Here is a 24,431-nt window from a genome sequence, read left to right on the forward strand (position 1 = left end):
CTTATTTTATGATATCACTTCAAAAACGAACGTTTATTCTGTACAATAAAGGTAGAAATTCTGAGGTGATTCAAAATGAAGTTTCGGAAAAATATCCATGAATTAATGGATTTCATAAAAGAAAACCCGCAATATGCAAAGAACATTGTTCACTGGCATACAATTGAGGCGACTTCTGCCAATTTAATGGACATGCCTGCATCCATTGATGATAGATTACGAGAAGCACTGGATAAAAGAGGTATTCAAAGAGTTTACACTCATCAGCATTCAGCCTATGAAATAACTCGAAGTGGATGCAATTTCGTTGCCGTAACCCCAACAGCATCAGGTAAAACACTTTGCTATAATCTTCCCGTTTTACAAACGATTGTTGAAAATGATCAGGCCCGTGCACTCTATTTGTTTCCAACAAAGGCTCTAGCTCAGGACCAAAAAAGTGAATTAAATGAAATCATTGAGGAAATGGGAGTAGCTATTAACAGCTATACATATGATGGTGATACCCCGGCAAACATTCGCCAAAAGGTACGAAAAGCAGGGCATATTGTCATAACAAATCCAGATATGCTACATTCTGCTATTCTTCCTCATCATACAAAATGGGTTTCTTTGTTCGAAAATCTGAAATATGTAGTGATCGATGAGCTGCATACATATCGTGGTGTATTTGGAAGCCATGTGGCAAATGTGATTAGGCGTTTGAAACGAATTTGTGAATTTTATGGAAGTAATCCGATTTTTATGTGTACATCTGCTACAATCGCTAACCCAAAAGAACTCGCTGAAAACTTGACCGGAACAAAAATGGAACTAATTGAGAACAATGGTGCACCAACAGGTAGAAAGCATTTTGTTTTTTACAATCCACCAATTGTCAATAAACCGCTCAACATTCGAAGAAGTGCGACACTCGAGGTTCGGAAACTAGCAAGTGAATTTTTACAAAATAAAATACAAACGATCGTTTTTGCAAGAAGCAGGGTGAGAGTGGAAATTATCCTAACGTACTTGCAGGAGCTTGTGAAACATAAGCTGGGACCAAAAGCAATCCAAGGTTACCGAGGAGGGTATTTGCCGAAGCAACGTCGTGAAATAGAACATGGCCTTCGGAATGGCGATATTTACGGAGTTGTCAGCACAAATGCTCTTGAATTAGGTGTAGACATTGGACAACTTCAGGTTTGTATTATGACCGGTTACCCTGGAACGATTGCAAGTGCTTGGCAGCAGGCAGGTCGTGCTGGCCGACGCCAAGGAGAAGCTGTGATTTTCATGGTTGCCAGCTCTAATCCTCTTGACCAATATATGATTCAAAATCCTGAATACTTTTTTAGTAGAAATCCTGAGACAGCCCGGATTAACCCTAATAATCTAGTGATTTTAATTGATCATATTAAGTGTGCTGCCTATGAATTACCGTTTAAAGTAGGAGATACATTTGGTGAGCTTGATCTTGAAGATATTCTAGAGTTTTTAACTGAGGAAAGAGTCCTCCATCAAAATGGGGATAAATGGTATTGGATGAATGATTCCTTCCCTGCCCACAATATTAGTCTGCGTTCAGCTTCACAGGAGAACGTTGTAATCATTGACCAAACTGATATTGCGGCCGTGAAGGTGATTGGAGAAATGGATCGTTTTAGTGCGATGACATTACTTCATGATGAAGCTATTTATTTACACCAAGGTGTTCAATACCAGGTTGAAAAGCTAGATTGGGAAGAAAAGAAAGCTTTTGTGAGAGAAGTAGATGTTGATTACTTCACAGATGCAAACCTAGCAGTTAGTCTTAGGGTTTTAGAGGTTGATAAGGAACGTGCAAGGCAATCAATCGAAATAGGTTATGGAGATGTTTCCGTTCAAGCGATGGCAACAATTTTTAAGAAAATAAAATTTGAAACCCATGAGAATATTGGATCAGGACCGATTCATCTACCAGAAGAGGAGCTCCATACATCCTCTGCATGGATTAGTCTGAAAAAATCAGAGCTTGAAGGATTCAGCGACGAGCGGATTGAGGAAGGTTTAGTAGGTGTTGCAAATGTGTTAAGGCATGTTGCTCCACTGATGACAATGTGCGACCCATCAGACTTGCATGTTGTTCCACAGGTGAAAGCCATACACAATGAACAGCCCACAATCTTTTTATACGATCGATATCCAGGTGGAATTGGCTTAAGTGAAAAAGTCTATGAGGCTATGGAAAATCTCTTGGGTGAATCTGAGGAATTAATTAGAAAATGCTCATGTGAATCGGGCTGCCCATCCTGTATCGGGACTGAAGTGATTCATGAACGGGCAAAAAATGATGCACTAACATTAATTGCCAAGCTAAAACAAGGAAAACGTTAAAGGAGTTTCAACATGTCGATTAAAGGGAAATTAAATCGTTTAAAAAATCATATTGTGAAAGAAGATGTAGAAAAAGCGAAATCTGTCAATCTTCCTGTTATTTTGGACGAAATTCCCTTTCTCGATAAGTGGAAAGCATTTGGCGCGCAACCATTTTATTTTGATGGAACATACTGCATGGTTCGTAAAGTAGAATATCCATTGGATTATCAGCATGGTTTATATACTTTTTCCAAATTAAACGATTGTATCGAAATGTGGAATTCATCTACAATCAAGCATCCATTGTCAGCAAAAGGTCATCAGCTTTCCGATTTATTTTTCTTTGACACGGAAACAACAGGTTTAGGTGGAGGGACGGGAAATACAATCTTTCTATTGGGACACGCAAGAGTACACGAAAATAAAGTTGTTCTCACTCAACATTTTTTACCCAATCCTGGAGCTGAAATTGCCCTTTACCAAAGCTTCCTCTCAAGTGTTGATTACACAACTCTAGTCACATATAACGGCAAATCCTTTGATTGGCCACAGGTAAAAACAAGGCATACATTAATTCGAGATGCACTTCCTAAATTGCCGGATTTTGGCCATTTTGATTTGTATCATGCGGCCAGAAGACTTTGGAAAAACAAACTGGATTCTGTAAGACTTTCAAATGTTGAGAAGGAAATTTTAAATATTAAGCGTGATGGTGATGTCCCGGGTTATTTAGCACCGATTCTTTATTTTGATTTCGTGGAAAATCAAGTGCCCGATGGTATCTTTGGAGTCATGCGTCATAATGAAATTGATATTTTATCCTTATTAACTCTCTACGTTCATTTATCTGGTGTAGTAATTTTGAACGAAAAGAATAAATATACTTCCGATAAATACGAAGTGGCGAGATGGCTTGAGGCTTTAGGTGAGACTAAAAAGGCACAGGAATTATTTGAGCAAGTAGTGGATGTGGACTCAGAAAAGGAAACAAAGGCAAAGCTTGCCCTCGCTTTTCTTTCAAAAAAGGAGAAAAAGCTGGAGGAAGCAATGAAGCTGTTTATTGAAGTACATGAAAATGGTGATGATCAGGATGCTGTCATCGCTGGAATTGAGCTTGCAAAATACTATGAGCATCATATGAAGGATTATGAAACCGCCTGGGATTTTGCAAATAGTGGTTACATGCGATGGAAAGAAGCGATAAATTCAGGTAATAAGACAAAAAATGCGAAACTTGAAAACGAGTTTGAAAAGAGAATCTCGAGAATAGGCAGGAAACTTCAAAATAATTAGAAAATATTGCCCGGGCAAGCGCAAATTTAGTGGTTTTTCGCGCTTTATTTGTCGATTCGATGAAGATTTGAAGACTTCCTTCATTTGTCATTGTAGAACAATGTAATACCATGTAAAATAGTGTTTTGTGTAAAGGAAATATTATTTTAGATGGAGAGAAAAATGTTATGTATAAGAAAATATTATTTCTATACTTCTTTGTACTAGTATTAATTGTGATCGTGTTAACTGGGCTAAAAGACGGCTCCTATGCCTTTTTTTTATAAAAAATAGCATTAAAAATAGGTGTTTTGATTAGTACATGACTCCACATTCCTTCATAGGCTATTAATGTAAGACAGATGAAGGAAAGGAGATAAATAAAATGTTTTGTCCAACAAATGTAATGCAACCTATTGTTCACCCAACTAAATGCTGTGTTCAACACCACTGCTGTAAAACAATTGTTCCACATATTCATCCTTCACATACGCAACATGTAAATCATCATATGTATCAACATATGCATTATTTCCCACACACAGAATCTGTTGCGAATGAAGTAACAAATCAACACTTCAATTGTGGAGCTAGACCACCAGGACCATTTTTTGGTCGATAAACAAATAACTTAATCTAAAAACGTAACAATAAAACTTACAAAACACAACAGGGACTGTCATGGTTCCTGTTTTACATATGATTTTGAGTAGTAACAGTTAAAATCACAAGTAAAGGAGCCTAGACATGATAAAGGTAGTTGCAATTACAGGCTATAAACCATTTGAGCTTGGAATTTTTGGACAAGACCATCCTGGTATCCGATATATCAAACTAGCCCTTAAAAATGCGCTAATCCCCTTAATTGAAGATGGACTAGAATGGGTCATTATTAGCGGGCAGCTAGGGGTTGAGCTTTGGGCAGCTGAAATTACCTATGAGCTTCAAGAGGAATATCCAGACCTTAAGCTTGCTGTTATTACTCCATTCCTTGAGCAAGATGAAAAATGGAATGAAACAAATAGAGAATACTACCAATTCATTTTGTCACAAGCAGACTATGTAAACAGCATTACAAATCGGAAATATGATAATCCATCACAATTTCGATTAAAAAATGCTTTTTTTCTGGACAAAAGTGATGCATTATTAATACTATATGATGAGGAAAAGGATGGGAGTCCCCGTTATATTTATTCGGATGCGAAAATAAAGAGTGAAAATGAAGGATATCAACTTATTACGATTAACGCTTATGACCTTCAAGTAATTGCTGAAGAGGAACAATACGCCAATAACGAATTCTAAAAAGGGCAGCTTTTCAATATAAATTGACAATACATGAAATTTTTGAAAAAATAGATATAGGAATAATGGGGAAAGTGTATTGAGGTGAAATCTATGTTATCTGATAAAATAAAATTAACTGCATCACAGATACTTGAAAAAGAATTTAAATCAGGCATGAAAGGCTATAAACAAGAAGAAGTTGATAAATTTTTAGATGTGATCATTAAAGATTACGAAACGTTTTATCAAGAAATTGAAGAGTTACAACAAGAAAATCTACGATTAAAGCGTCAGTTGGAGGATTCATTTAAGAAACAACCACAGGCGCAAACAGGTACAACGAATTTTGATATTTTAAAACGATTGTCAAACCTTGAAAAACACGTTTTTGGTAGTAAATTGTACGAGTAAAGCCTCGCGTGTAGTGGGACACAAAGACGCTGCCACAGGAAGTAACGTTCATAGACTTAGAGTCTTTATTGGTAATATTTACCAGAGTCTAAACTCTTGCAATTGTAATGATTTTTTACTATACTATTTTTTGCACACATTAATAACGTTCGGGTAATCGCTGCAGGGTGACCTGCAGAGGAAAGTCCATGCTCGCACGGGCTGAGATGTCCGTAGTGTTCGTGCCTAGCGAAACGATAAGCTAGGGTAGCGAGGAATTGTTCTTTGCTAACGGCAGGGAAAAAACCTAAGTCCATTTGGATATGGTTTGACTACCTTTAAAGTGCCACAGTGACGAAGTCTTGTAAGAAATTACAAGAGTGGAACGAGGTAAACCCCACGAGCGAGAAACCCAAATAATGGTAGGGGCACTTTCTCTCTTGGAAATGAACAAGGAGAAGGACAGGCGGTTAACCGTCTGTAGATAGATGATTACCACCGGAGTACGAGGTATTCGTTTTACCGACTGAAGTACGATGGAACAAAACATGGCTTACAGAACGTTATTGATTAAACGAGAATTACATGATGAATAAAGAAGCAAAGCTCTTCATGATGAAGAGCTTTTTGTATGCTTACATCATTTACTTAGAAGCAAATCTTGCTTTACAACATTAGATTCTTTATTCTTTTACTATAAATGAATGTACATAGTTAGGGTGAACGTGAATGGGAAAAGTAACACTTATTGCTACAGCGGCAATGGGGATTGAATCCATTGTTGCAAAAGAAGTACGGGATTTAGGCTATGAATGCACTGTCGAAAATGGAAAGGTTATATTTGACGCTGATGAACAAGCCATCTGCCGCAGTAATTTATGGCTAAGAACTGCAGATCGTATCAAGTTAAAAGTTGGAGAATTTAAGGCAACAACCTTTGATGAGTTATTCGAAAAAACGAAAGCTCTAAATTGGGGCGACCTTATTCCAGAAAATGCAGAGTTTCCTGTCATCGGAAAATCAGTAAAATCAAAGCTCTTTAGTGTCTCAGATTGCCAAAGCATCGTAAAAAAGGCAGTTGTTGACAGTCTAAAAAAACATTACCGCAAAACATCCGGCTGGTTCGAGGAAACAGGTCCATTTTACCGCATTGAAGTAGCCTTGCTTAAGGACGTCGCAACATTAACAATCGACTGCAGTGGAGTCGGGTTGCATAAACGGGGATATCGTCTCGATCAAGGGGAGGCTCCATTAAAAGAAACACTTGCTGCGACCTTAGTCATGTTAACGAACTGGTCACCAGAGAAATCGTTTGTAGATCCATTTTGTGGCTCAGGTACGATTCCAATAGAAGCTGCGTTAATCGGGCAAAACATTGCTCCTGGTTTTAATCGTGATTTCGTATCTGAGGATTGGGAGTGGATTGGTAAAAAACGATGGAATGAAGCACGCCAAGAGGTAGAGGATTTAGCCAAATATAATCAGCCTCTTGATATTAGCGGCTTTGATATTGACCATCGAATGATCCAAATAGCCAAAAATAATGCTGAGGAAGCAGGTTTTTCAGACCTGATTCAGTTTAAACAAATGCAGGTTCGGGATTTTACAACAACAAAGGAATACGGTGTAATCGTCGGAAATCCTCCATATGGGGAAAGACTTGGTGAAAAAAAGGCTGTTGAAGAAATGTATCGTGGGATGGGGGAAGCCCTTCGTCCGTATGATACATGGTCAGTCTATATGCTAACCTCACATCCGGAATTTGAACAATTATACGGCAAGCCTGCAACGAAAAAACGTAAGTTGTTTAACGGATTTATTCGAACCGACTATTATCAGTATTGGGGAAAAAGACCACCACGCAATCGTTAAAGTTGCAGCAATTCATGTATAGTTTAATTCAAAAGTTCATATACTCTATTGGTGTCTACAAAATTTCCAGGAGTGAATGGACGATGAATTACCTAGATTTTAAAAAAATACAAGATGCTTTGAATGATACATATAGGGTTCTCCAAAATGAGATAGGGGAAGAACTGGATCCACTAAAATCCATAGCTCAAGCAAAAAACGACCTACTTCATGCGATGTCTCATTCAACTGCAATTGATGTTGATTTTTTACGATATAAAAATGAATGAACGAATCATATAAGGAAACTCGCTTAGGCGGGTTTTTCTTTTGTTTCGTTATTGACTTCACCTATTGACTAGGAGATAATTAAAAATTGGTTTAACATTATTCAGCGGCTGAATAATGTTAAGCCTCCGGCGGATGCCACAGATTTTCAAAGGAAAGTTTCGAGCATGCTCGATAAAATCTGAGCACAAATACGCCAAAGCGCATTTGATCTTGTTGGTTTTGGGGGTTTTACATATGATTGGAGAAAGGTTACCCTTTCAAATATCCAGAAATGAAAATTTCTTTGATAAATTAAATGAGTGGATTGGCGATGTCTTTTACGACACCCTTCCGGAAAAAGGCTTTGAACTTCGCGATGAGCAAATTTATATGGCATTTCAGCTTGAAAAGGCCTTTAAGGAAAAATCAATTGTGTTTGCAGAAGCCGGTGTAGGTACCGGGAAAACAATTGTATATCTGTTGTATGCGATTTGTTACGCGAGATATATGAGAAAGCCTGCCATTATCTCATGTGCAGACGAGTCCTTAATTGAACAGCTTGTGAAGCCTGAAGGAGATATTGCAAAAATAGCGAACGCACTAGACCTAAATATTGATGTTCGTCTAGCAAAGGCTCAGGACCAGTATCTTTGTTTGAGAAAATTAGACCATGCCACACGACGAACAACAAATGAAAATATAGCAAAAGTTTACAATGAATTACCTGATTTTGTACATAATCATTCTACCATGCAAACATTCCATCATTACGGGGACCGAAAAACGTATCCTAATTTGACGGATGAGGAATGGAAAAATGTTTCCTGGGATAGCTTTCAGGATTGTTTTTCATGTGATTTGAGACATCGTTGTGGTCTCACCTTATCTAGAGACCATTATCGAAAGGCTGTTGATTTAATTATATGTTCTCATGATTTTTATATGGAGCATGTGTGGACAATGGAAGCCAGAAAAAGAGAAGGACAGCTTCCTTTTTTACCAGAGAGTAGCTGTGTCGTCTTTGATGAAGGCCATTTACTAGAATTCTCTGCTCAAAAAGCATTAACCTATCGGGTTCAGGAAACTACTTTAGAAAGTCTGTTAACAAGGCTATTAGAAAATGATATTCGAGAAGAATTTGCTCAATTAATCGAGGATACAATTGAACAAAATAATCAGTTTTATAGACGACTCGGGGAAAATAGTCAAACAGTTGAAGGTTCTGAACGAATGGATATCCAGCGGACCACAAAATTAATTGCCGATGCAAAAAAGCTTCATCATATGATTGTTGAGATTGGCAATAATCTTGTGTTTGAGGCAGAGACGTATACGCTTGACCAATATGAATTACATATTGTCGATGAATATTTAGACCAAATGGAATATTCATTAAAACTTTTTGGTGAAGAAAATGATGTGATTACATGGGTTGAGGCAGATGGTGAAAGCTACACGCTAGTCATTATGCCACAAGCAGTGGAAACCATTTTAGATGAAAAAGTATTTTCGAAAGAGATTCCATTTGTGTTTTCTTCTGCCACTTTATCTGAAAATAAATCATTTGATTATATTGCAAAGAGTTTAGGAATAAAAAACTATCAATCGTTTTCAGTTGAATCACCTTTTGATTATGAAAATCAGATGAAGATTAAGATGCCTGTCTTTACTGCTAGCGATGATCTATTTCAAGCGAAATTTGATTTTGCATGGAAAGAAATAGAAAAATCAGAGGGCAGGGCGCTACTGTTATTTAATTCAAAGGAAGAGCTACAAACATTTAAAGAGAACTATAACACAGACAAATATCCTTGTTTTTTTGAAGGCGATCAAGAAATCAGTGGCCTTGTTTCCCGGTTCCAAAATGATGAACATAGCATCCTTTGTTCGGTTTCATTGTGGGAAGGACTTGATATTCCAGGACCTTCATTATCGAACGTCATTATATGGTCATTACCGTTCCCTCCGAATGACCCTGTTTTTCAAGCAAAAAGAAATAGATCTCAGAACACATTTGAGCAGGTTGACCTTCCATATATGCTTTTAAGATTGAGACAAGGCATTGGTCGTTTAATTCGCTCGAGTGAGGATGCAGGAACTGTGAGTATTTTTGTAGAAGATAAAATGAGTAATCAAATCATTGATAACATTAAAAATGTTCTACCGACGAAGGTTGATACAAAATAAAGGGGGATTACGAAAAATGTCAGAACAACTTTTTCAACAAACTGAGCAAGCGTTTCTGGAGTTAGTTAAAAAGATGACAAGCTATAATGAGGCAATTGGGCTTATGTATTGGGATTTACGTACAGGGGCTCCGAAAAAGGGAGTGGAGCAACGCTCTGAAGTAATCGGAATGCTGTCATCAGAAGTTTTTACGATGTCTACATCTGCTGAAATGGAAACCTATTTAAAAGAACTAACAGCTCCCGAGACACACAAACATCTTAGTGAAATTACGAAGAAAGTCATAGAAGAATGTAAAAAGGATTTTGAACGAAACAAAAAGATACCAGCTGATGAATTCCGTGAATATGTCATCTTGCAATCAAAAGCGGAATCCGTTTGGGAGGATGCGAAAGAAAAATCTGATTTTGAAATGTTCCGTCCCTATTTAGAAAAACTCGTTGATTTCACGAAGAAATTTGTAGGCTATTGGGGCTATGAAGGAAATAAATACAATACATTACTTGATATGTATGAACCAGGAGTAACAGTGGAAGTAATCGATCAAGTATTTGCTCAATTGAGAGAGAAAATCGTCCCACTTGTTAAAGCAATTTCTGAATCACCAAATAAGCCGGAAACGTCATTTTTATTTAAAGAATTTCCAAAGGAAAAGCAACGAGCTTTTAGCTTAGAAATTCTTAAGAAGATGGGATATGACTTTGATGCAGGCCGACTTGATGAAACCGTTCATCCGTTCGCAACTGGATTAAATCCTGGGGATGTTCGTGTAACGACAAATTATGTGGAAAATGATTTCAGAACAGCTGTTTTTGGGACCATTCATGAGGGTGGACATGCACTGTATGAGCAAAATATTTCTCCAAATCTAGTTGGAACAAACCTTGCGGGGGGAACTTCGATGGGAATCCATGAATCCCAGTCCCTATTTTATGAAAATATGATCGGACGCAGTCTGCCACTTTGGAAAAATAACTTTGAGTTATTAAAAGAATATGCAAGTGGTCAGTTTGAACATGTATCTGTAGATGAATTTTACCGAGCAATTAATGAGTCAAAGCCATCATTCATTCGAATTGAGGCAGATGAATTAACATATCCATTGCATATCATGGTGCGTTATGAAATTGAAAAGGGTCTGTTTAATGATGAGATTGAAGTGAAGGACCTACCAGAAATCTGGAATGCAAAATATGAAGAGTATTTAGGAATCCGTCCGGAAAATGATGCAAAAGGGGTATTACAGGATGTCCACTGGGCAGGTGGTAGCTTTGGTTATTTCCCTTCCTATGCACTAGGATACATGTATGCGGCTCAATTTAAGAATCGGATGGTAAAGGATCTTCCTAACTTTGATGAATTACTTGAAGAGGGGAACTTACTTCCTATTAGAGAATGGTTAACTGAACATATTCATAAGTATGGAAAACTTAAGAAACCACTAGAAATCATCAAGGACGTAACAGGTGAGGGATTAAACGCAAATTATTTAATCCAATACTTAGAAGAGAAATATAGTGAAATTTATAAACTATAAAATTAGAGCTGCGCAACGAATGTTGCGCAGCTCTTTTAGTTCATCATAGTAAATGTTTAAACGGTTTTGCTCCTGGTGGTGCATTTTGAATCATATCCACAAAAGGAATTGTATAAGCGATTAAGATTAATACAACTAATACACCAACCCAAAGTTTCCAGTTTTCAAGAAGCATTGGTGTTTTTTCTGCTTCTTCTGCTACTTCGCCAACAGGGAATTCTGTTTCCCCTTTTGGTGCGAAGAATGCAAGATTGATGAAGATGACAAGGATTAAGATAATCCCGATAAATAGAATCGAACCACCAATTGCTTGTGCAATTTGATAAGGAATCCATTCTGCAGCTTGCTCAGAACCTCCATATGTTGAGAACGCAGAACGTCTTGGTCCTCCTAGTAATCCTTGCAAGTGCATAGCGGTTGACATGAAAGTCATACCAATTGTCCATACGATTGTCTGAATGATTGCAAGCTTGTTCATTGCTTTTGTCATCACACGACCAGTTAAATGCGGAATTAACCAGTAGGCGATACCAAAGAAGGTTAATACAACAGTTGTTGCAGCAGTTAAGTGAAAGTGTCCTGTTACCCAAATGGTATTATGAATTACTTGGTTCATCTGGTGACTAGCATTGATTATTCCTCCTGCACCTGCAGGGATAAAGAATAACATCCCAACGAATGGTGCAAAGAAACGAGCATCTCCCCAAGGAAGCTTTTTAAACCAACCAAATAATCCTGTAGCACCTTTTGATCTTCCATATAATTCGAATGAGGCAAACAATGAGAATGCTGTCATTAATGACGGAATAATAACCATGAATGTTAGAACAACCTGTAAGAATTTCCAATTCGGATCAATCCCAGGTTCAGTTAACTGATGGTGAAATCCAACTGGAATTGAGAATAATAAGAACAATATAAATGATAATCTTGCAAGTGCATCTGAGAAAATTTTTCCTCCGATTACCTTTGGAATCACAACGTACCATGCCATATATGCTGGTAATAACCAGAAGTATACAAGTGGGTGACCAAAATACCAGAACAAGGTTCTACTAATAAGGACATCGATTGTTTCAACCCAACCAAATGACCATGGAATAAATTGAATAAGTACGGATGCAGCGACCCCAAGAGTTGCAACTAACCATAAAATCATTGTCATAACTGCCATGAAACTCAATAATGGTGTAACCTCACCAGGATTTGCTTTTTTCCATTTTCCAAAATGGGTAAACATTGCAAATCCACCAATCCAGCTACCAACTACAACAAGCGCCAGTCCAATATAAAAGAAAGGATGTGCTTGTAGGGGAGCATAGAATGTATAAAGAACAGATGCTTCACCTAATAGAATAGTAGTTGCTGTTGAAGCTGTACCAATTGTCATAGTCCAAAAACCAATCCAAGCAGTTGAACGCAGCTTCGGTGATAAGGTACCTGCTGTTTTACTTAAGCTAGCAAACAAGAATCCGATGATAAAAAATGTAGTAAGTACAAGTCCTAATAAAACTCCGTGAACTGTTAATAATTGATAATAGCCAATGCCAGCAGGTAATGTGAATTTTCCAGAACGGACAAGCGTCTGTAGTAATCCTGCAGTTCCTCCTAAAAGTAAAGCAGTGAAGGCTACATAAAAGTGTGCCATTGCTAATTTTGCATCTTTTTTGTCTACTTTAACGATTGAACTCGCCATTATTCAGTCACCTCAACTTTCGACATCATTAAGTGGTGTCCAGCTCCACAATATTCATTACATAACACTAAGAATTCACCAGTTTTTGAAAATGTCTGTGTATAGCTGCTGATATAACCTGGTTCAACCATCATATTGACGTTTGTACCAGCAATTGCAAAGCCGTGAACAACGTCTTTTGTGACAACATTAAATGTTACTTCTGCACCTTTAGGAATTTGGATGGTGTTAGGTGTGTAAGCAAATGCTTCAGCAACAAGGTTAAGCTCGTATTTATTACCTTCAATATGAACAAGTCCAGGATTATTAAATGGTGCTGTTTCAGTTACCTTTTCAGGATCAATTGTTTTAATACTACTTGCTGGCTGGTGGCCCATCGCAAAAGCGCCAATACCAACGACTATAAGGAATACGATAAGGATTCCGATTCCAAAAGTGAGCCATATTTTTTCAAATTTATGCAGATGCATGGCTTTTTCCCCTTTCAAATTTTCACATTCTTTTTCTGTCTGTTTTTTCATAAAATAATACAAGCCATTCCATTGAAAGACTTGCCTCGATTTCTTAGTAGAACAAAATGTTTACAATCTATCTAAGAACAAGAAATAGACACCAAGCCAAGATAAAATTAAGAAAAGTCCAAGTAAAAGTACAGATGTCAATGTTCCTTTTAAGGAAGTTCTTTCATCTTCAATTTTTGTTTTTTGGTTTGTCTTTGTAAGCTGTGTCTTTGCCATTCCTCACGACCCCCTTTAAGCGTTTATCAAAGGTTTTTACATTTTCATCATACAAAACAATTTGTTAAAATCTAGATGATTTTGAGCAATTCACAAATTGTTCATTCCTAATCTAATCACTATATTAATAGTGAAAACCTAGTAAAACAGTGATTTTTATCACATTTGGGTGGGGGAACATTTGAATAATTTGTGACAAAACTAATAACGGCTTTGCAAGCGGAAACATATATATATTAAAAAAGGATGTGTGTAGATGATCAGATATTATTGTTCAAGATGTCATACGCTTCTACTAAATAACAGAGAAAGATGTTTTAAATGCGGAAATGGCGTAATCACACAAATTGATATTAATGTTCAGAAGAATGATAAGAAGACCTCTTAATCACTATTTTCGGATAGTGGTTTTTTTGAAAATGCAGAAACAAACGGCTGATATACTGAGATAGTATCTTCCTTCGTAGCTAGGGTGTGAAATTTTACATTTTTAATCACAAAGATGGCACCTTCGCCATAGTCTAAGATAGGCGAATGTCTACAAGGAGGTATACAGTTTATATGGCAAAAGTGAAAAATTATTATGCAGGTACAAATTCTAGTGTTGGTTTTTACTCGTTGTATGATGAGGCATTGGAGGGCTTGGAAACTCTGTATATTTTAAAAGGAGGACCTGGAACAGGAAAATCCACCTTCATGAGAAAAATCGGGCTTGTATTTATGGATAAGGGCTATGATCTCGAATACTTACACTGTTCTTCAGATAATCACTCTATAGATGGAATCGTTATTCCCGAACGGAAATTAGGATTTGTAGACGGCACGGCACCACACGTGATAGAGCCTAGATACCCAGGAGTTGTCGAGAAAGTAATCGACCTTGGTCAGTATCGCAATGATGGATACTTAGAGCAATATAAGAATGAAATCATCGAACTAACAGATGATATCTCGAAGAACTTTGAAAATGCCTATAAAACCTTTGCAGAAGCAAAGAAGGTTCATTTAAAGCGTGAGGATATTTATGTCTCTTCGATGAGCTTTAAAAAGGCTGATGAGGTCCTTCAAACTTTAATTGATACGATTTTTAGCAAACCTTTTGAAGCAGAAGAACACCCAACAAAACGGAAGCGATTCTTTGGGGCTGCTACACCAAAGGGTGCGGTGAATTTTATCGATAATATTACCGAGGATTACGAAAAACGTTATATTATAAAAGGAAGACCGGGCAGCGGTAAATCAACATTAATGAAAAAGGTTGCAAAGCATGCTGAGCAGCATGGATTATCAGTCGAATACTTTCATTGTGCCTTTGATCCGAAAAGCATTGATATGATCATCATTCCAAAATTAGGCGTGTCAATCGTTGATGGAACGGCACCACATGTTGTCGACCCATTTCGTGAGCATGATGAAGTCGTCGATATGTTTGCACTATGTATGGACCCGAAAATTGAAAACACGTTCAAAAAGGAAATAGAAGAGTTAAATCTTGAATATAAAAATAAGATGACAATCGGTACGAACTTTTTAAGTGAAGCAAAACGACTTCACGACAAGCTTGAAGAATACTATAAAGCTGCAATGGATTTTGAAGAAATCGACAAAAAACGAGAGGAACTAGTGAAGACATTACTATAGAAGGAATGTCATTTGGAAACCAAAATTTTACTAGTGAATGTTTGAAAAGTTTGAGTTATACTATAAATGCACAACAACAAAACAACTCCTTTGAAACGTGAGCTTTCCCATTAGCGGGAAGGCTTTTTTTATACCCATTTTTCGCATTTGCATACATATTCTAAAATTGGAAAAAGTAACCTTAAGCTTTCCTTTAAAGAAAGGGTGACTTTCCATGCCTAAAGTGGTTTCGGTCGGTATTTGCAACCCACCAAATAAAATTGATCAAATGAAAACAACTGAATTTATAAAGGACCTCTTTTACGAGCATTTTCCAGATATCGATCGCCTCATCAAGGTATTTGCCAACAGTGAGATCGAGGAGCGATATTTCAGTGAATCTTTGGAATGGTATGGGAAAGAGCATAGTTTTGAGGAAAAAAACAATACATATATTGAAAGAGCTGTCACATTCGGTAAAGAAGCAATTCGCAATTGTTTAGAGAATCAAAAACTGCTAACAAAAAAGATGAATCCAAGTGAAATTGATGCGATTTTCTTTATTTCAAGTTCAGGAATCTCAACCCCGAGTATTGAAGCGAGAATCATGAATAAAATGGATTTTGGACCACACACGAAGCGCATTCCCATTTGGGGGCTTGGTTGTGCAGGAGGTGCGTCTGGCTTAGCGAGGGCATTTGATTATTGTAAAGCATATCCGAAAGCAATAGTGCTCGTTATAGCGGTAGAACTTTGTAGCTTAACCTTTCAAAAGAATGATTTCACGAAGAGCAACTTAATTGGGACTTCTTTATTTGCTGATGGAATAGCATGTGTTTGTATTTGTGGGGATGAGGTAGAGCATAATACCGTAACCAATGTTTTACCAACCTTTGTTTCATCCCAATCAACTTTGATGGCGGATTCTGAAGATGTAATGGGCTGGGATATTAAAAATACAGGTCTACACGTTATTTTTTCAAAGGATATTCCGAGCATCGTAAAGTCCTGGTTGAAGGGAAATGTAGATGAATTTTTACATACCAATCAGCTTGATATAAACGATACAAAGCATTTTATCGCTCATCCTGGTGGGAAAAAAGTGTTGGATGCATACGAGGCAGCACTTAAAATTCCTAGTTCGATGACCAACATTGCAAGGGAGGTATTACGAAGGCAGGGGAATATGTCTTCGGTTACAGTTCTTTATGTATTAAAGGAGTTTATGGAGAATCAGTTGGGAGAAGAAAGTGATTTTGGGTTAGTAACAGCCTTGGGGCCTGGATTTAGCTCTGAATTAATCCTTTTACAATGGAGGAAATAAGATGATATTTTGGACTTTTATTGCATTGGTAATCGCCCAAAGACTGATTGAACTACGGATTGCGAGACGAAATGAAAAATGGATTTTGTCACAAGGTGGATATGAGGTCGGCCACGCCCATTATAAATACATCGTGCTCATCCATGTATTGTTTTTTGTATCACTCATTGTTGAGGGGGGCTATCGGGGAAAAGAACTATCAGCTTTTTATCCGGTTTTATTTTTATTGTTTGCATTAACGCAGCTAGGGAGAGTGTGGGCCCTTCATTCTCTCGGCATGTTTTGGAATACGAAAATCATGATTTTGCCAAAGAGTCAGGTGCAGGCAAAGGGTCCATATAAATATTTCAAGCATCCGAATTATTTAATAGTTGCCCTAGAGTTCATTTTAATACCGATGATATTTCAGGCCTATATCACCGCAATAATCTTTTCATTGCTAAACTTTGTGGTGATGTCAATACGCATTCCTGCTGAAGAGCGGGCATTAAGTGTACATGAGGAATATCAGCAAGTGGGGATAGGAAGAAGCCGATTTACCAGGTAAATACCTGGTTTTTTTTATAGAAATTTAGTTTCTTAATATTCTGCTTTGTCAAAAGCAAAGGTGTAGAGTAAAATACATATATATATACACAATTATGCATTGCTCAATAAGGGGATTAGACATGATTCAAACACAACAAATTAAACATATTACAAAGGAAGAACTAGAAAAACGATTATCTTCCTTATATGACATCTTCGAAAAAAACAATGACGAAGAAAGCAGTTCAAAAATCATTCAGCTGCTAAAAAAACTAAAAAATTTAGAATATATGATTGGCTTTTCAGGTCATTTTTCTGCCGGGAAATCGAGCATGATCAACGAACTCATAGGGGAGAGTCTGTTACCATCAAGCCCGATTCCAACAAGTGCAAACTTAGTAAAAGTTAAAACAGGTCGTGAATACGCACGGGTCTATTATCATGATGGCAAAATCATTGAGTATCCCGCACCATATGATTATGATGTGATCAAATCATATGCCAAAGACGGGGAAGCAATCGAATCAATTGAAATCAGTCATGACAATATGACATTGCCAGAGCAAGTTATCGTGATGGATACGCCTGGGATTGACTCAACCGATGATGCCCACCGCGTATCAACGGAATCGGCGTTGCATTTAGCTGATTTACTCTTTTATGTGATGGACTATAATCATGTTCTATCCGAGTTGAATTTTCAATTTACAAAGGAATTGACTGATCGAAATAAGACGGTTTACTTAATTGTAAATCAAGTCGATAAACATAAAGAATCTGAATTGAGCTTTTCATCCTTTAAACAAGGTGTGGAGGAAGCATTCCAAAACTGGAATGTTGCTTACTCAGACATTTTTTACACAACGCTAAAGGACCCGGATAATGAGCTTAATCAGTTCAAGCAAGTTCAAGAGCTACTTCATGAAAAAATTACAAACAAGGATCAGCTTCTAATTGAAGGCGTTTTTCATTCTGCGACACAAATTATTCTGGAGCATATTGCGGTTTTAGATGATAAAAATGCACCGGAACTTGAAGCTATAAAAGAAAAGCTTCGTTCATTATCGGTAGCCGAGCGGGAAACAATTCCATCTCGAATTGAAGAATTGAACCATCGATTGGCGGACTTTAAAAAAGAACGAGAAAAAGTCGAAACAGAGTTTATGGAAGAAATCGATACGATTTTATCAAATGCAATTCTTATGCCGTTTCAAACTCGTGATCTTGCCAAACTTTTTGTTGAATCTGTTCAACCAGATTTTAAAGTCGGGTTATTATTTTCTAAAAATAAAACGGAAAAAGAACGAGAGGAACGTTTACAAGCTTTCTTCAATGATGTAAACGAGAAAATGTCCACTCAATTAGAATGGCATTTGAAGGACTTTGTTGGGAAGTTTGTTGAAAGCTTACGACTTTCAACACAACTAACTGGAAATGAACTAGCAACTGAACTGTCACCCGAGGAGTTGAAAAACTTAGTCAAGCCCGGTGCCCGAGTAACAGGGGAGTATATCTTAACCTTTACAGATGATGTTGGAAATTATGTTAAGAGAAAATACAAACAAAAAGCGGTTGCCTTATTACATGACATTCTTGAGGATAGGAAGTCTAGTACCGCCAAAGATGAAACTGAATTAAAAGAGGAGTTACAACAATATGAGGTTTATTCTGATGCGTTTCAAACATTAAAGAAATTTGAAGCAAAACGTGCTGAAATCCGAACGATGCTTGACGATATCATGAAGGGTAATTCAACAATTGAGCGTGTCGAAACAGTTGAAAATCTACTTTCACGATTTATCGAACGTGTAGAGATTTCTTCAACCGAAGAAATCCTGCAAGAGTTAAAGAATCAAAAAGAAGAAATCTCAAAACCTGAAAAAAAGTTAGCACAAAAGCAAAATGGAAGAAAAGGTTCATCTGACCGAGCGATTCTTCATTTAGAAAAAGCCCATGAACTGATAAAGCCAATCACCGGTCTTTCGATGCTTGCAAAGGATATTCAGGATAAGGCATATCGTTTAAAGCATAAACATTTTACCGTTGCATTATTTGGTGCGTTTAGTGCTGGAAAGTCATCATTTGCAAATGCATTAATGGGGAAACATGCACTTCCTGTTTCACCAAACCCAACGACCGCAACAATTAACAAAATTACCTTCCCAACAGATGAGCATAAACATGGGACTGTACTTGTTAAAATTAAGTCAACAAAACAATTATTAGATGATATTAACCATTCCTTACACATTTTTGGTGAACAAGCGGGAAATCTTGAAGCAAGTTTAGAGATGATAAACTCTAAAATCAGCAATATCGAAAAAATTGAAGCGAAAGAAAAACCACATTTTTCATTCTTAAAAGCGGTGGTAGCTGGTTTTGAAAACATATCTGCTCATTTAGACAAGATTTTAACAACAGATATGGATGGCTTTAATGATTATGTCGCGAAGGAAGAGAAAGCATGCTTTGTGGAATGGATTGAGCTCTATTATGATTGTCCATTAACACAGCAAGGTATTACTTTGGTAGATACGCCGGGGGCTGATTCAATCAATGCTCGCCACACAGGGGTTGCTTTTGAATATATCAAAAATGCCGATGCTATTCTGTTTGTGACTTATTATAATCATGCTTTTTCAAAAGCGGACCGTGAGTTTTTAATTCAGCTTGGCCGTGTCAAGGACACGTTCAGTATGGATAAAATGTTCTTCGTTATTAATGCGGCGGACTTGGCGAATACGACGGATGAGTTGGAAGATGTAAAAGAGTATGTAGAGTCGCAGCTTGTGAGCTATGGAATTCGTTTTCCACGACTATATACGGTATCGAGTCGCGCAGCATTACTTGAGAAACTTAATAAAGTATCTAAAAAGGATCTCGGTATCCTTCAGTCATCGGGTATTAAACAATTTGAAACTGATTTTAATTCTTTTGTCATTGATGAATTGACAGAGGTTGCGGTAAATGAAGGATATGTTGATATTAAGCGTGCGGCGGCAATAATCGATTCCTATATTCAATCAGCTAAAGAAGATAAGGATATAAAACGTTCTAAGCTTGAAGAAGCAAAAGATCATCATGTTAAAATGAAATCGGTTATCTCAAGTGCAGATGACAAGGCTGCATTTGGAATCGTTGAGCAGGAAATTAAGGAACTTACCTTTTATATTAAACAAAGGGTGTTCCTAAGGGTCTCAGATATGTTTAAGGAGGCCTTTAACCCGTCGTCACTTAGAGATGATGGGCGTGACCTGAAAGTAGCACTACAGTCTTGTTTAGCAGAATTTTTGGAATCAGTCGGTTTTGATTTAGCACAAGAAATGCGTGCCACTTCATTGAGGATTGAAGCCTTTATTTCAAAGCGATTCCATGGCCAGTTAGGTACTTTTAATGAACAAATCAAATCAATCAATCCAAATATGAGTATTTCAGAGTCATTTGAAATAGATTTTGAATCGATTGAATTCAAGAACGGTCTTATAAATGAAGAAGCTACACGTTATAAAAAGGCACTTGCGATGTTCAAGAATCCAAAATCATTTTTTGAGAAAAATGAGAAAAAGCACATGCAGGATGAGCTTGAAGTATTGTTGGATGAACCAGTAAGCTCATATTTAGAGGAAAACAAAGATAACCTGGTAGATTTTTATAAGCAAGAATTTAATAAAGGTCTACAAGCACTACAAGCAAATGCATTACAGGAAATTCACGAGTATTTTGATGGGGTTACGAAGATCTTATCTGAAGATATTGATATTGAAAGCTTAGAGCAGGTACACGATACGTTAATCGGTTATTACGTCGAACATTTAGGGTGATTGATTTTTGACCGAAATAAAGTCAAAGTACCATGCATGTGCAACCTGTGTGAACTTCGTTGCTGAACGAAAAAATGATATAATGACATACAGATGTGTACGCTTGGGCTATGATACAAAGCCTGAGTATCAATTTAATTGCTGGGAACCAAAACCCCATATTATAAAGCTAATGAAAAAGGAAACATCGGAGGAGAAACAATGACAAACGTCCATGAAGCTATCACCAAACATTCAAATGCACAGCACGAGGTCGTAAAAACTTTCGTAGGACTTGAACAAAAAAGAGAACAGTTAATTGCCGAGGCTGTTGCTTTAGCGAAACAAAAGAAGGAATTCACTGTTGATAATATCAATAAAGTAACAATCGAAATGAATAAGCTTGCCCAAAAAGGAATCGTCCCTTTACGTAAGTTAGTAACAGTTGATATGGTGAAGGAATACGCATTGCGTAAATAATTTTAACTTATACGATTGGATATACTAAGTGCAATCTCTTATAAAGGAGACATGCATGTTGAAAAAGGATCAATCACAAACATCGAAGAAAAAGGCGAAAGAAGGACATGTAACGACACCACGTAAATTTCCTTCCTATGCTGAAGTCGAAGCAGAAAAAATGAAGAGCAATTAAATGGGGTCCTCTTATATAGAGGGCTCTTTTCTTTGCTTGGAAGGAAGATACAAACAAAAGCATGGTGAATATATGGTATAATGCATTTATCTTTATTCGGCAGAAGTTCTGCCGAACAAAGATAAAGCCTCCGGCGGATGCCACGATTTTTCAATGGAAACTTTTCGAGCATAGGATCAAGACTAAAAACGCCACGTCCTGATGTCTTCGTCTTTGTGACCCATCTCGTGTGGGTCTAAAAAAATCGGGCGCAAATACGCCAAGGCGCATTTGATTGAGGAATTTGTGTTAGGGGAGGATATGCTGGTGAAAAATCAAGTTATGTTAATAGATGGTATGGCATTATTGTTTCGCTCTTTTTATGCAACGGCAATGAGTGGTTATTTTATGGTAAATAGTAAAGGGATTCCAACAAATGGGATTCACGGCTTCGTAAAGCATATGATGACTGCGGTCAATAAGTACAAGCCTTCACATGTGATTTGCTGCTGGGATATGGGAAGTTCCACATTCCGTACAGAAATGTACAGTGAGTATAAAGGTAATCGTGGTGCACCGCCAGAAGAGTTGATTCCACAATTTGATCTAGTTAAGGATGTAGTCGAATCGTTTGATATCCCGAATGTTGGATTATCTGGTTATGAGGCAGATGATTGTATCGGTACGCTTGCTACACAATATAGCCAAGATGCAGAAGTGTTAATTTTAACTGGTGACCAAGATATTTTACAATTATTAGATGATAATATAACGGTTTTAATTATGAAAAAAGGAATCGGAAATTACGCGGAGTACACGAGTGCAAGCTTTTTGAAGGAAAAAGGGATTAGCCCACAGCAAATGGTCGACCTTAAAGCATTAATGGGTGATTCAAGTGATAATTATCCTGGTGTTCGAGGTATTGGTGAGAAAACTGCTCTAAAATTACTTCAGCAGTTTGAGTCAATCGAAGGTATTCTTGAAAATGTAGAGAATTTAACAAAAGGTCAAAAGACAAAAATCAAAGAAGATTTGGATATGCTGCATTTATCCCGAAAATTGGCGAGAATTCATTGTGAGGTACCAATTAGCTGTTCACTTGAGGATGCATTAATCCAAATTAATCGAGAAAAAGTACAAGAAAAGTTTACGGAGCTTGAATTTAAGGGATTAGATCAATTTATTGGTTAACTGAGTACTCTTAGGAGTGCTTTTTTTGTAGGATTGGACAAAGTGGATGGGTTTTAATTTGACCTATGGTCATTATTTCATTTCTATGGTCATTAGCAACAGTCCTATGGCCGTTATTTCATTTCTATGGTCGTTAGCAGCAGTCCAATGGCCGTTAGCGATATTATGATGTAAACTCAGACATATAAGGATGCCCACAGCCTGTGGGCATCCCACCAAATCCTTACTTCGTATTCTTCTTCTTTGCTCTATTCTCAAGCTCGCTTTTTGGTTCCATCGAGAATTCTGTATCTTCATTATAACCTTGTGGATTCACACCTTTTGGAGCTTTCCCGCGGTTGTTTGCTTTATTCGCCATGCCATGTCACCTCCATTCCATATTATTTCCAACCTATTTGGGATTATGTCTTGAATAGAAAAGGAGGGGAACTAGGAAACTATCCATGAGGTGAGAATCGTGAACAAAGGAATCTATACCGCTTTACTTACAATTGGACTTGCACAATTTTTAAAAATTCCAATTAAGAAAGTGAAAACGGGTAGGTGGGATTGGGGCACCTTTTTTGAAACAGGTGGAATGCCAAGCTCTCACTCCGCAGGCGTATCTTCATTAGCTACTTTTATTGCGTTAAAAAGAGGGGTTCCAACCATTGATTTTGCACTATCCACTATCTTTGGTTTAATCGTGATGTATGATGCACAAGGAATCCGCCGCCAATCCGGTGAACTAACAATAAAAGTAAACGAACTCGATGAAGAATTGGAACGACTAGCAGGACAAAAGGACCATCATTACCATGATAATAAAGAAGAAAAGCTAAAAGAAAGACTTGGTCATCAGCCAGAAGAAGTACTTGGTGGTGCTCTATTTGGAATGATAACAGGAACATTAGCCCATTTTCTAACGAAAAAGTCATAGAATTTCGACAAAAAATACGGTACTATTAGAATAGATTCTGTATTTTTTGTTGAGGATGAGGACTATTGTTTAAATTAGAAGTTCAGGTAGAGGAGTATCTGCAGTTTTTAGCCCAAAAAGGCTTTAATCTTGGAGAAGATGCAATTGGCTTCATTACATTTGGGCAGCATTATACGGGAGCAACGGACGAAATTGTCAATGTCGCGATTGAAATTACATTAAAAGCACAGAAAGAATTTGACGGCAGCTTTTTCATCTCTTTATTGGAGATGCTTAAGGAAAATCAAATTAAAAATCGTAAACAAGCATATCAATTTGTGGAAGAACGAAATATCATGTCGTAAAACCCTTGGACCTATTAGTTCAAGGGTTTCCTTCACATTTTGTTTTTTCGAATGCCATGTCTTGCTAATTCATCCGCAACTTTATTTTGAGCGCTTGGGATCCATTTTAGAAAAAAGAGATCTAATTCTTTTGACAACAGCAAGGCTTTTTCAAGCAAGGGTACGAATTTTTTATTTTTAACAAATTCCTTCTCAATAGCCCGGTCAACAAGCTGTGAATCTGTTCGAAATGATACGACTTTGTAGTCATTTTTAATACAAATTTCTAGCCCTTTAAGTAGAGCGTGATATTCAGCTTCATGGTTCGTCATGATTCCTAGTGGAATCGAATGTTTTTCGACAATCCCATTTCCTTTAATAAAAATGCCAGCACCAGAAGGACCAGGATCTCCAGCACTTGCACCATCTACATACACTTCAATCATCAAATTCCCCCAAGATAATGAATATACTGCATTTTATCACTAAAATAGGCTAAAAGTGAAGACTGTCTAAAAAAGATGT

At 37.3% G+C, this 24,431-nt stretch carries 23 protein-coding genes and 1 other RNA gene; 19 read left to right on the forward strand and 5 right to left on the reverse strand.

Going from position 1 to position 24,431, the window contains the following annotated elements; genetic code table 11:
• The first annotated feature begins 75 nt into the window (after positions 1-75).
• From V7112_RS11100 to V7112_RS11145, 10 genes are all read left to right on the forward strand, one after another.
• Entirely contained in the window at positions 76-2,355 is a 2,280-nt protein-coding gene (locus tag V7112_RS11100) for a DEAD/DEAH box helicase (protein ID WP_335419131.1), read from the forward strand.
• A 12-nt stretch (positions 2,356-2,367) separates the two neighbouring features.
• Positions 2,368-3,630 (forward strand): ribonuclease H-like domain-containing protein, encoded by a 1,263-nt coding sequence (locus V7112_RS11105; protein WP_335419134.1) that lies wholly within the window; start codon positions 2,368-2,370, stop codon positions 3,628-3,630.
• Positions 3,631-3,994: 364 nt separating this feature from the next.
• Positions 3,995-4,231 carry a spore coat protein gene (locus tag V7112_RS11110; protein ID WP_335419136.1) on the forward strand — a complete coding sequence of 79 codons (237 nt, stop codon included), beginning with the start codon at positions 3,995-3,997 and terminating at the stop codon, positions 4,229-4,231.
• A gap of 128 nt (positions 4,232-4,359) precedes the next feature.
• The gene (locus tag V7112_RS11115; RefSeq protein ID WP_335419502.1) at positions 4,360-4,917 is read left to right on the forward strand and encodes a DUF1273 domain-containing protein; all 558 of its coding nucleotides are present in this window, start codon (positions 4,360-4,362) and stop codon (positions 4,915-4,917) included.
• Between the two features lie 93 nt (positions 4,918-5,010).
• Positions 5,011-5,310 (forward strand): cell division regulator GpsB, encoded by a 300-nt coding sequence (gpsB, locus tag V7112_RS11120; protein WP_335419505.1) that lies wholly within the window; start codon positions 5,011-5,013, stop codon positions 5,308-5,310.
• Between the two features lie 145 nt (positions 5,311-5,455).
• An RNA gene (rnpB, locus tag V7112_RS11125) (RNase P RNA component class B) lies at positions 5,456-5,850 on the forward strand.
• Between the two features lie 168 nt (positions 5,851-6,018).
• On the forward strand, positions 6,019-7,161 hold the full coding sequence (locus V7112_RS11130; RefSeq protein ID WP_335419139.1) for a THUMP domain-containing class I SAM-dependent RNA methyltransferase: 1,143 nt from the start codon (positions 6,019-6,021) through the stop codon (positions 7,159-7,161).
• Between the two features lie 83 nt (positions 7,162-7,244).
• The gene (locus tag V7112_RS11135) at positions 7,245-7,430 is read left to right on the forward strand and encodes a hypothetical protein (RefSeq protein ID WP_335419142.1); all 186 of its coding nucleotides are present in this window, start codon (positions 7,245-7,247) and stop codon (positions 7,428-7,430) included.
• A 235-nt stretch (positions 7,431-7,665) separates the two neighbouring features.
• Positions 7,666-9,597 carry an ATP-dependent DNA helicase gene (locus V7112_RS11140; RefSeq protein WP_335419145.1) on the forward strand — a complete coding sequence of 644 codons (1,932 nt, stop codon included), beginning with the start codon at positions 7,666-7,668 and terminating at the stop codon, positions 9,595-9,597.
• Between the two features lie 16 nt (positions 9,598-9,613).
• Complete coding sequence (locus V7112_RS11145; RefSeq protein ID WP_335419147.1) at positions 9,614-11,134, forward strand: carboxypeptidase M32; 1,521 nt, start codon at positions 9,614-9,616, stop codon at positions 11,132-11,134.
• A 43-nt stretch (positions 11,135-11,177) separates the two neighbouring features.
• On the opposite strand, the gene V7112_RS11150 is transcribed toward V7112_RS11145, so the two are convergent.
• The 3 genes from V7112_RS11150 to V7112_RS11160 all read right to left on the reverse strand — a co-directional run bounded on the left by V7112_RS11150 (position 11,178) and on the right by V7112_RS11160 (position 13,567).
• Positions 11,178-12,830, reverse strand: coding sequence for a b(o/a)3-type cytochrome-c oxidase subunit 1 (locus tag V7112_RS11150; protein WP_335419150.1), 1,653 nt, complete (start codon positions 12,828-12,830; stop codon positions 11,178-11,180).
• Positions 12,830-13,300, reverse strand: coding sequence for a cytochrome c oxidase subunit II (locus V7112_RS11155; RefSeq protein ID WP_335419152.1), 471 nt, complete (start codon positions 13,298-13,300; stop codon positions 12,830-12,832). Before V7112_RS11155 ends, V7112_RS11150 begins: the two co-directional genes overlap by 1 nt.
• Positions 13,301-13,411: 111 nt before the next feature.
• Entirely contained in the window at positions 13,412-13,567 is a 156-nt protein-coding gene (locus tag V7112_RS11160; RefSeq protein ID WP_335419155.1) for a cytochrome c oxidase subunit 2A, read from the reverse strand.
• Between the two features lie 561 nt (positions 13,568-14,128).
• On the opposite strand from V7112_RS11160, the gene V7112_RS11165 reads away from it, so the two are divergent.
• The 7 genes from V7112_RS11165 to V7112_RS11195 all read left to right on the forward strand — a co-directional run bounded on the left by V7112_RS11165 (position 14,129) and on the right by V7112_RS11195 (position 22,664).
• Positions 14,129-15,208 (forward strand): PRK06851 family protein, encoded by a 1,080-nt coding sequence (locus V7112_RS11165; protein WP_335419158.1) that lies wholly within the window; start codon positions 14,129-14,131, stop codon positions 15,206-15,208.
• A 214-nt stretch (positions 15,209-15,422) separates the two neighbouring features.
• Positions 15,423-16,511, forward strand: a complete 1,089-nt coding sequence (locus tag V7112_RS11170) for a type III polyketide synthase (protein WP_335419161.1) — start codon at positions 15,423-15,425, stop codon at positions 16,509-16,511.
• Between the two features lies 1 nt (position 16,512).
• A complete protein-coding gene (locus tag V7112_RS11175; RefSeq protein WP_335419164.1) occupies positions 16,513-17,058 on the forward strand; it encodes an isoprenylcysteine carboxyl methyltransferase family protein in 546 nt (181 codons plus the stop codon).
• Positions 17,059-17,179: 121 nt separating this feature from the next.
• Positions 17,180-20,860: a dynamin family protein gene (locus V7112_RS11180; RefSeq protein ID WP_335419167.1), complete on the forward strand. Its 3,681-nt coding sequence runs from the start codon at positions 17,180-17,182 to the stop codon at positions 20,858-20,860.
• Positions 20,861-20,867: 7 nt separating this feature from the next.
• Positions 20,868-21,065 carry a hypothetical protein gene (locus V7112_RS11185; protein ID WP_438823883.1) on the forward strand — a complete coding sequence of 66 codons (198 nt, stop codon included), beginning with the start codon at positions 20,868-20,870 and terminating at the stop codon, positions 21,063-21,065.
• Entirely contained in the window at positions 21,062-21,319 is a 258-nt protein-coding gene (locus V7112_RS11190; protein WP_335419170.1) for a DUF2533 family protein, read from the forward strand. Before V7112_RS11185 ends, V7112_RS11190 begins: the two co-directional genes overlap by 4 nt.
• Positions 21,320-21,794: 475 nt before the next feature.
• Positions 21,795-22,664, forward strand: a complete 870-nt coding sequence (locus tag V7112_RS11195; protein ID WP_335419173.1) for a 5'-3' exonuclease — start codon at positions 21,795-21,797, stop codon at positions 22,662-22,664.
• A gap of 223 nt (positions 22,665-22,887) precedes the next feature.
• Here V7112_RS11195 and sspL read toward each other — a convergent pair whose 3' ends face one another.
• Positions 22,888-23,022, reverse strand: a complete 135-nt coding sequence (gene sspL, locus V7112_RS11200) for a small, acid-soluble spore protein L (RefSeq protein ID WP_335419176.1) — start codon at positions 23,020-23,022, stop codon at positions 22,888-22,890.
• Between the two features lie 99 nt (positions 23,023-23,121).
• On the opposite strand from sspL, the gene V7112_RS11205 reads away from it, so the two are divergent.
• Positions 23,122-23,583, forward strand: a complete 462-nt coding sequence (locus tag V7112_RS11205) for a divergent PAP2 family protein (protein WP_335419178.1) — start codon at positions 23,122-23,124, stop codon at positions 23,581-23,583.
• A 65-nt stretch (positions 23,584-23,648) separates the two neighbouring features.
• Complete coding sequence (locus tag V7112_RS11210; protein WP_335419180.1) at positions 23,649-23,927, forward strand: DUF6123 family protein; 279 nt, start codon at positions 23,649-23,651, stop codon at positions 23,925-23,927.
• Between the two features lie 32 nt (positions 23,928-23,959).
• On the opposite strand, the gene V7112_RS11215 is transcribed toward V7112_RS11210, so the two are convergent.
• On the reverse strand, positions 23,960-24,352 hold the full coding sequence (locus V7112_RS11215) for a reverse transcriptase-like protein (protein ID WP_335419183.1): 393 nt from the start codon (positions 24,350-24,352) through the stop codon (positions 23,960-23,962).
• Positions 24,353-24,431: the final 79 nt, after the last annotated feature.

Source organism: Bacillus sp. JJ1566 (genome assembly GCF_036962685.1).
In the GTDB taxonomy this organism is placed as follows: Bacteria; Bacillota; Bacilli; order Bacillales; family Bacillaceae_L; genus Ferdinandcohnia.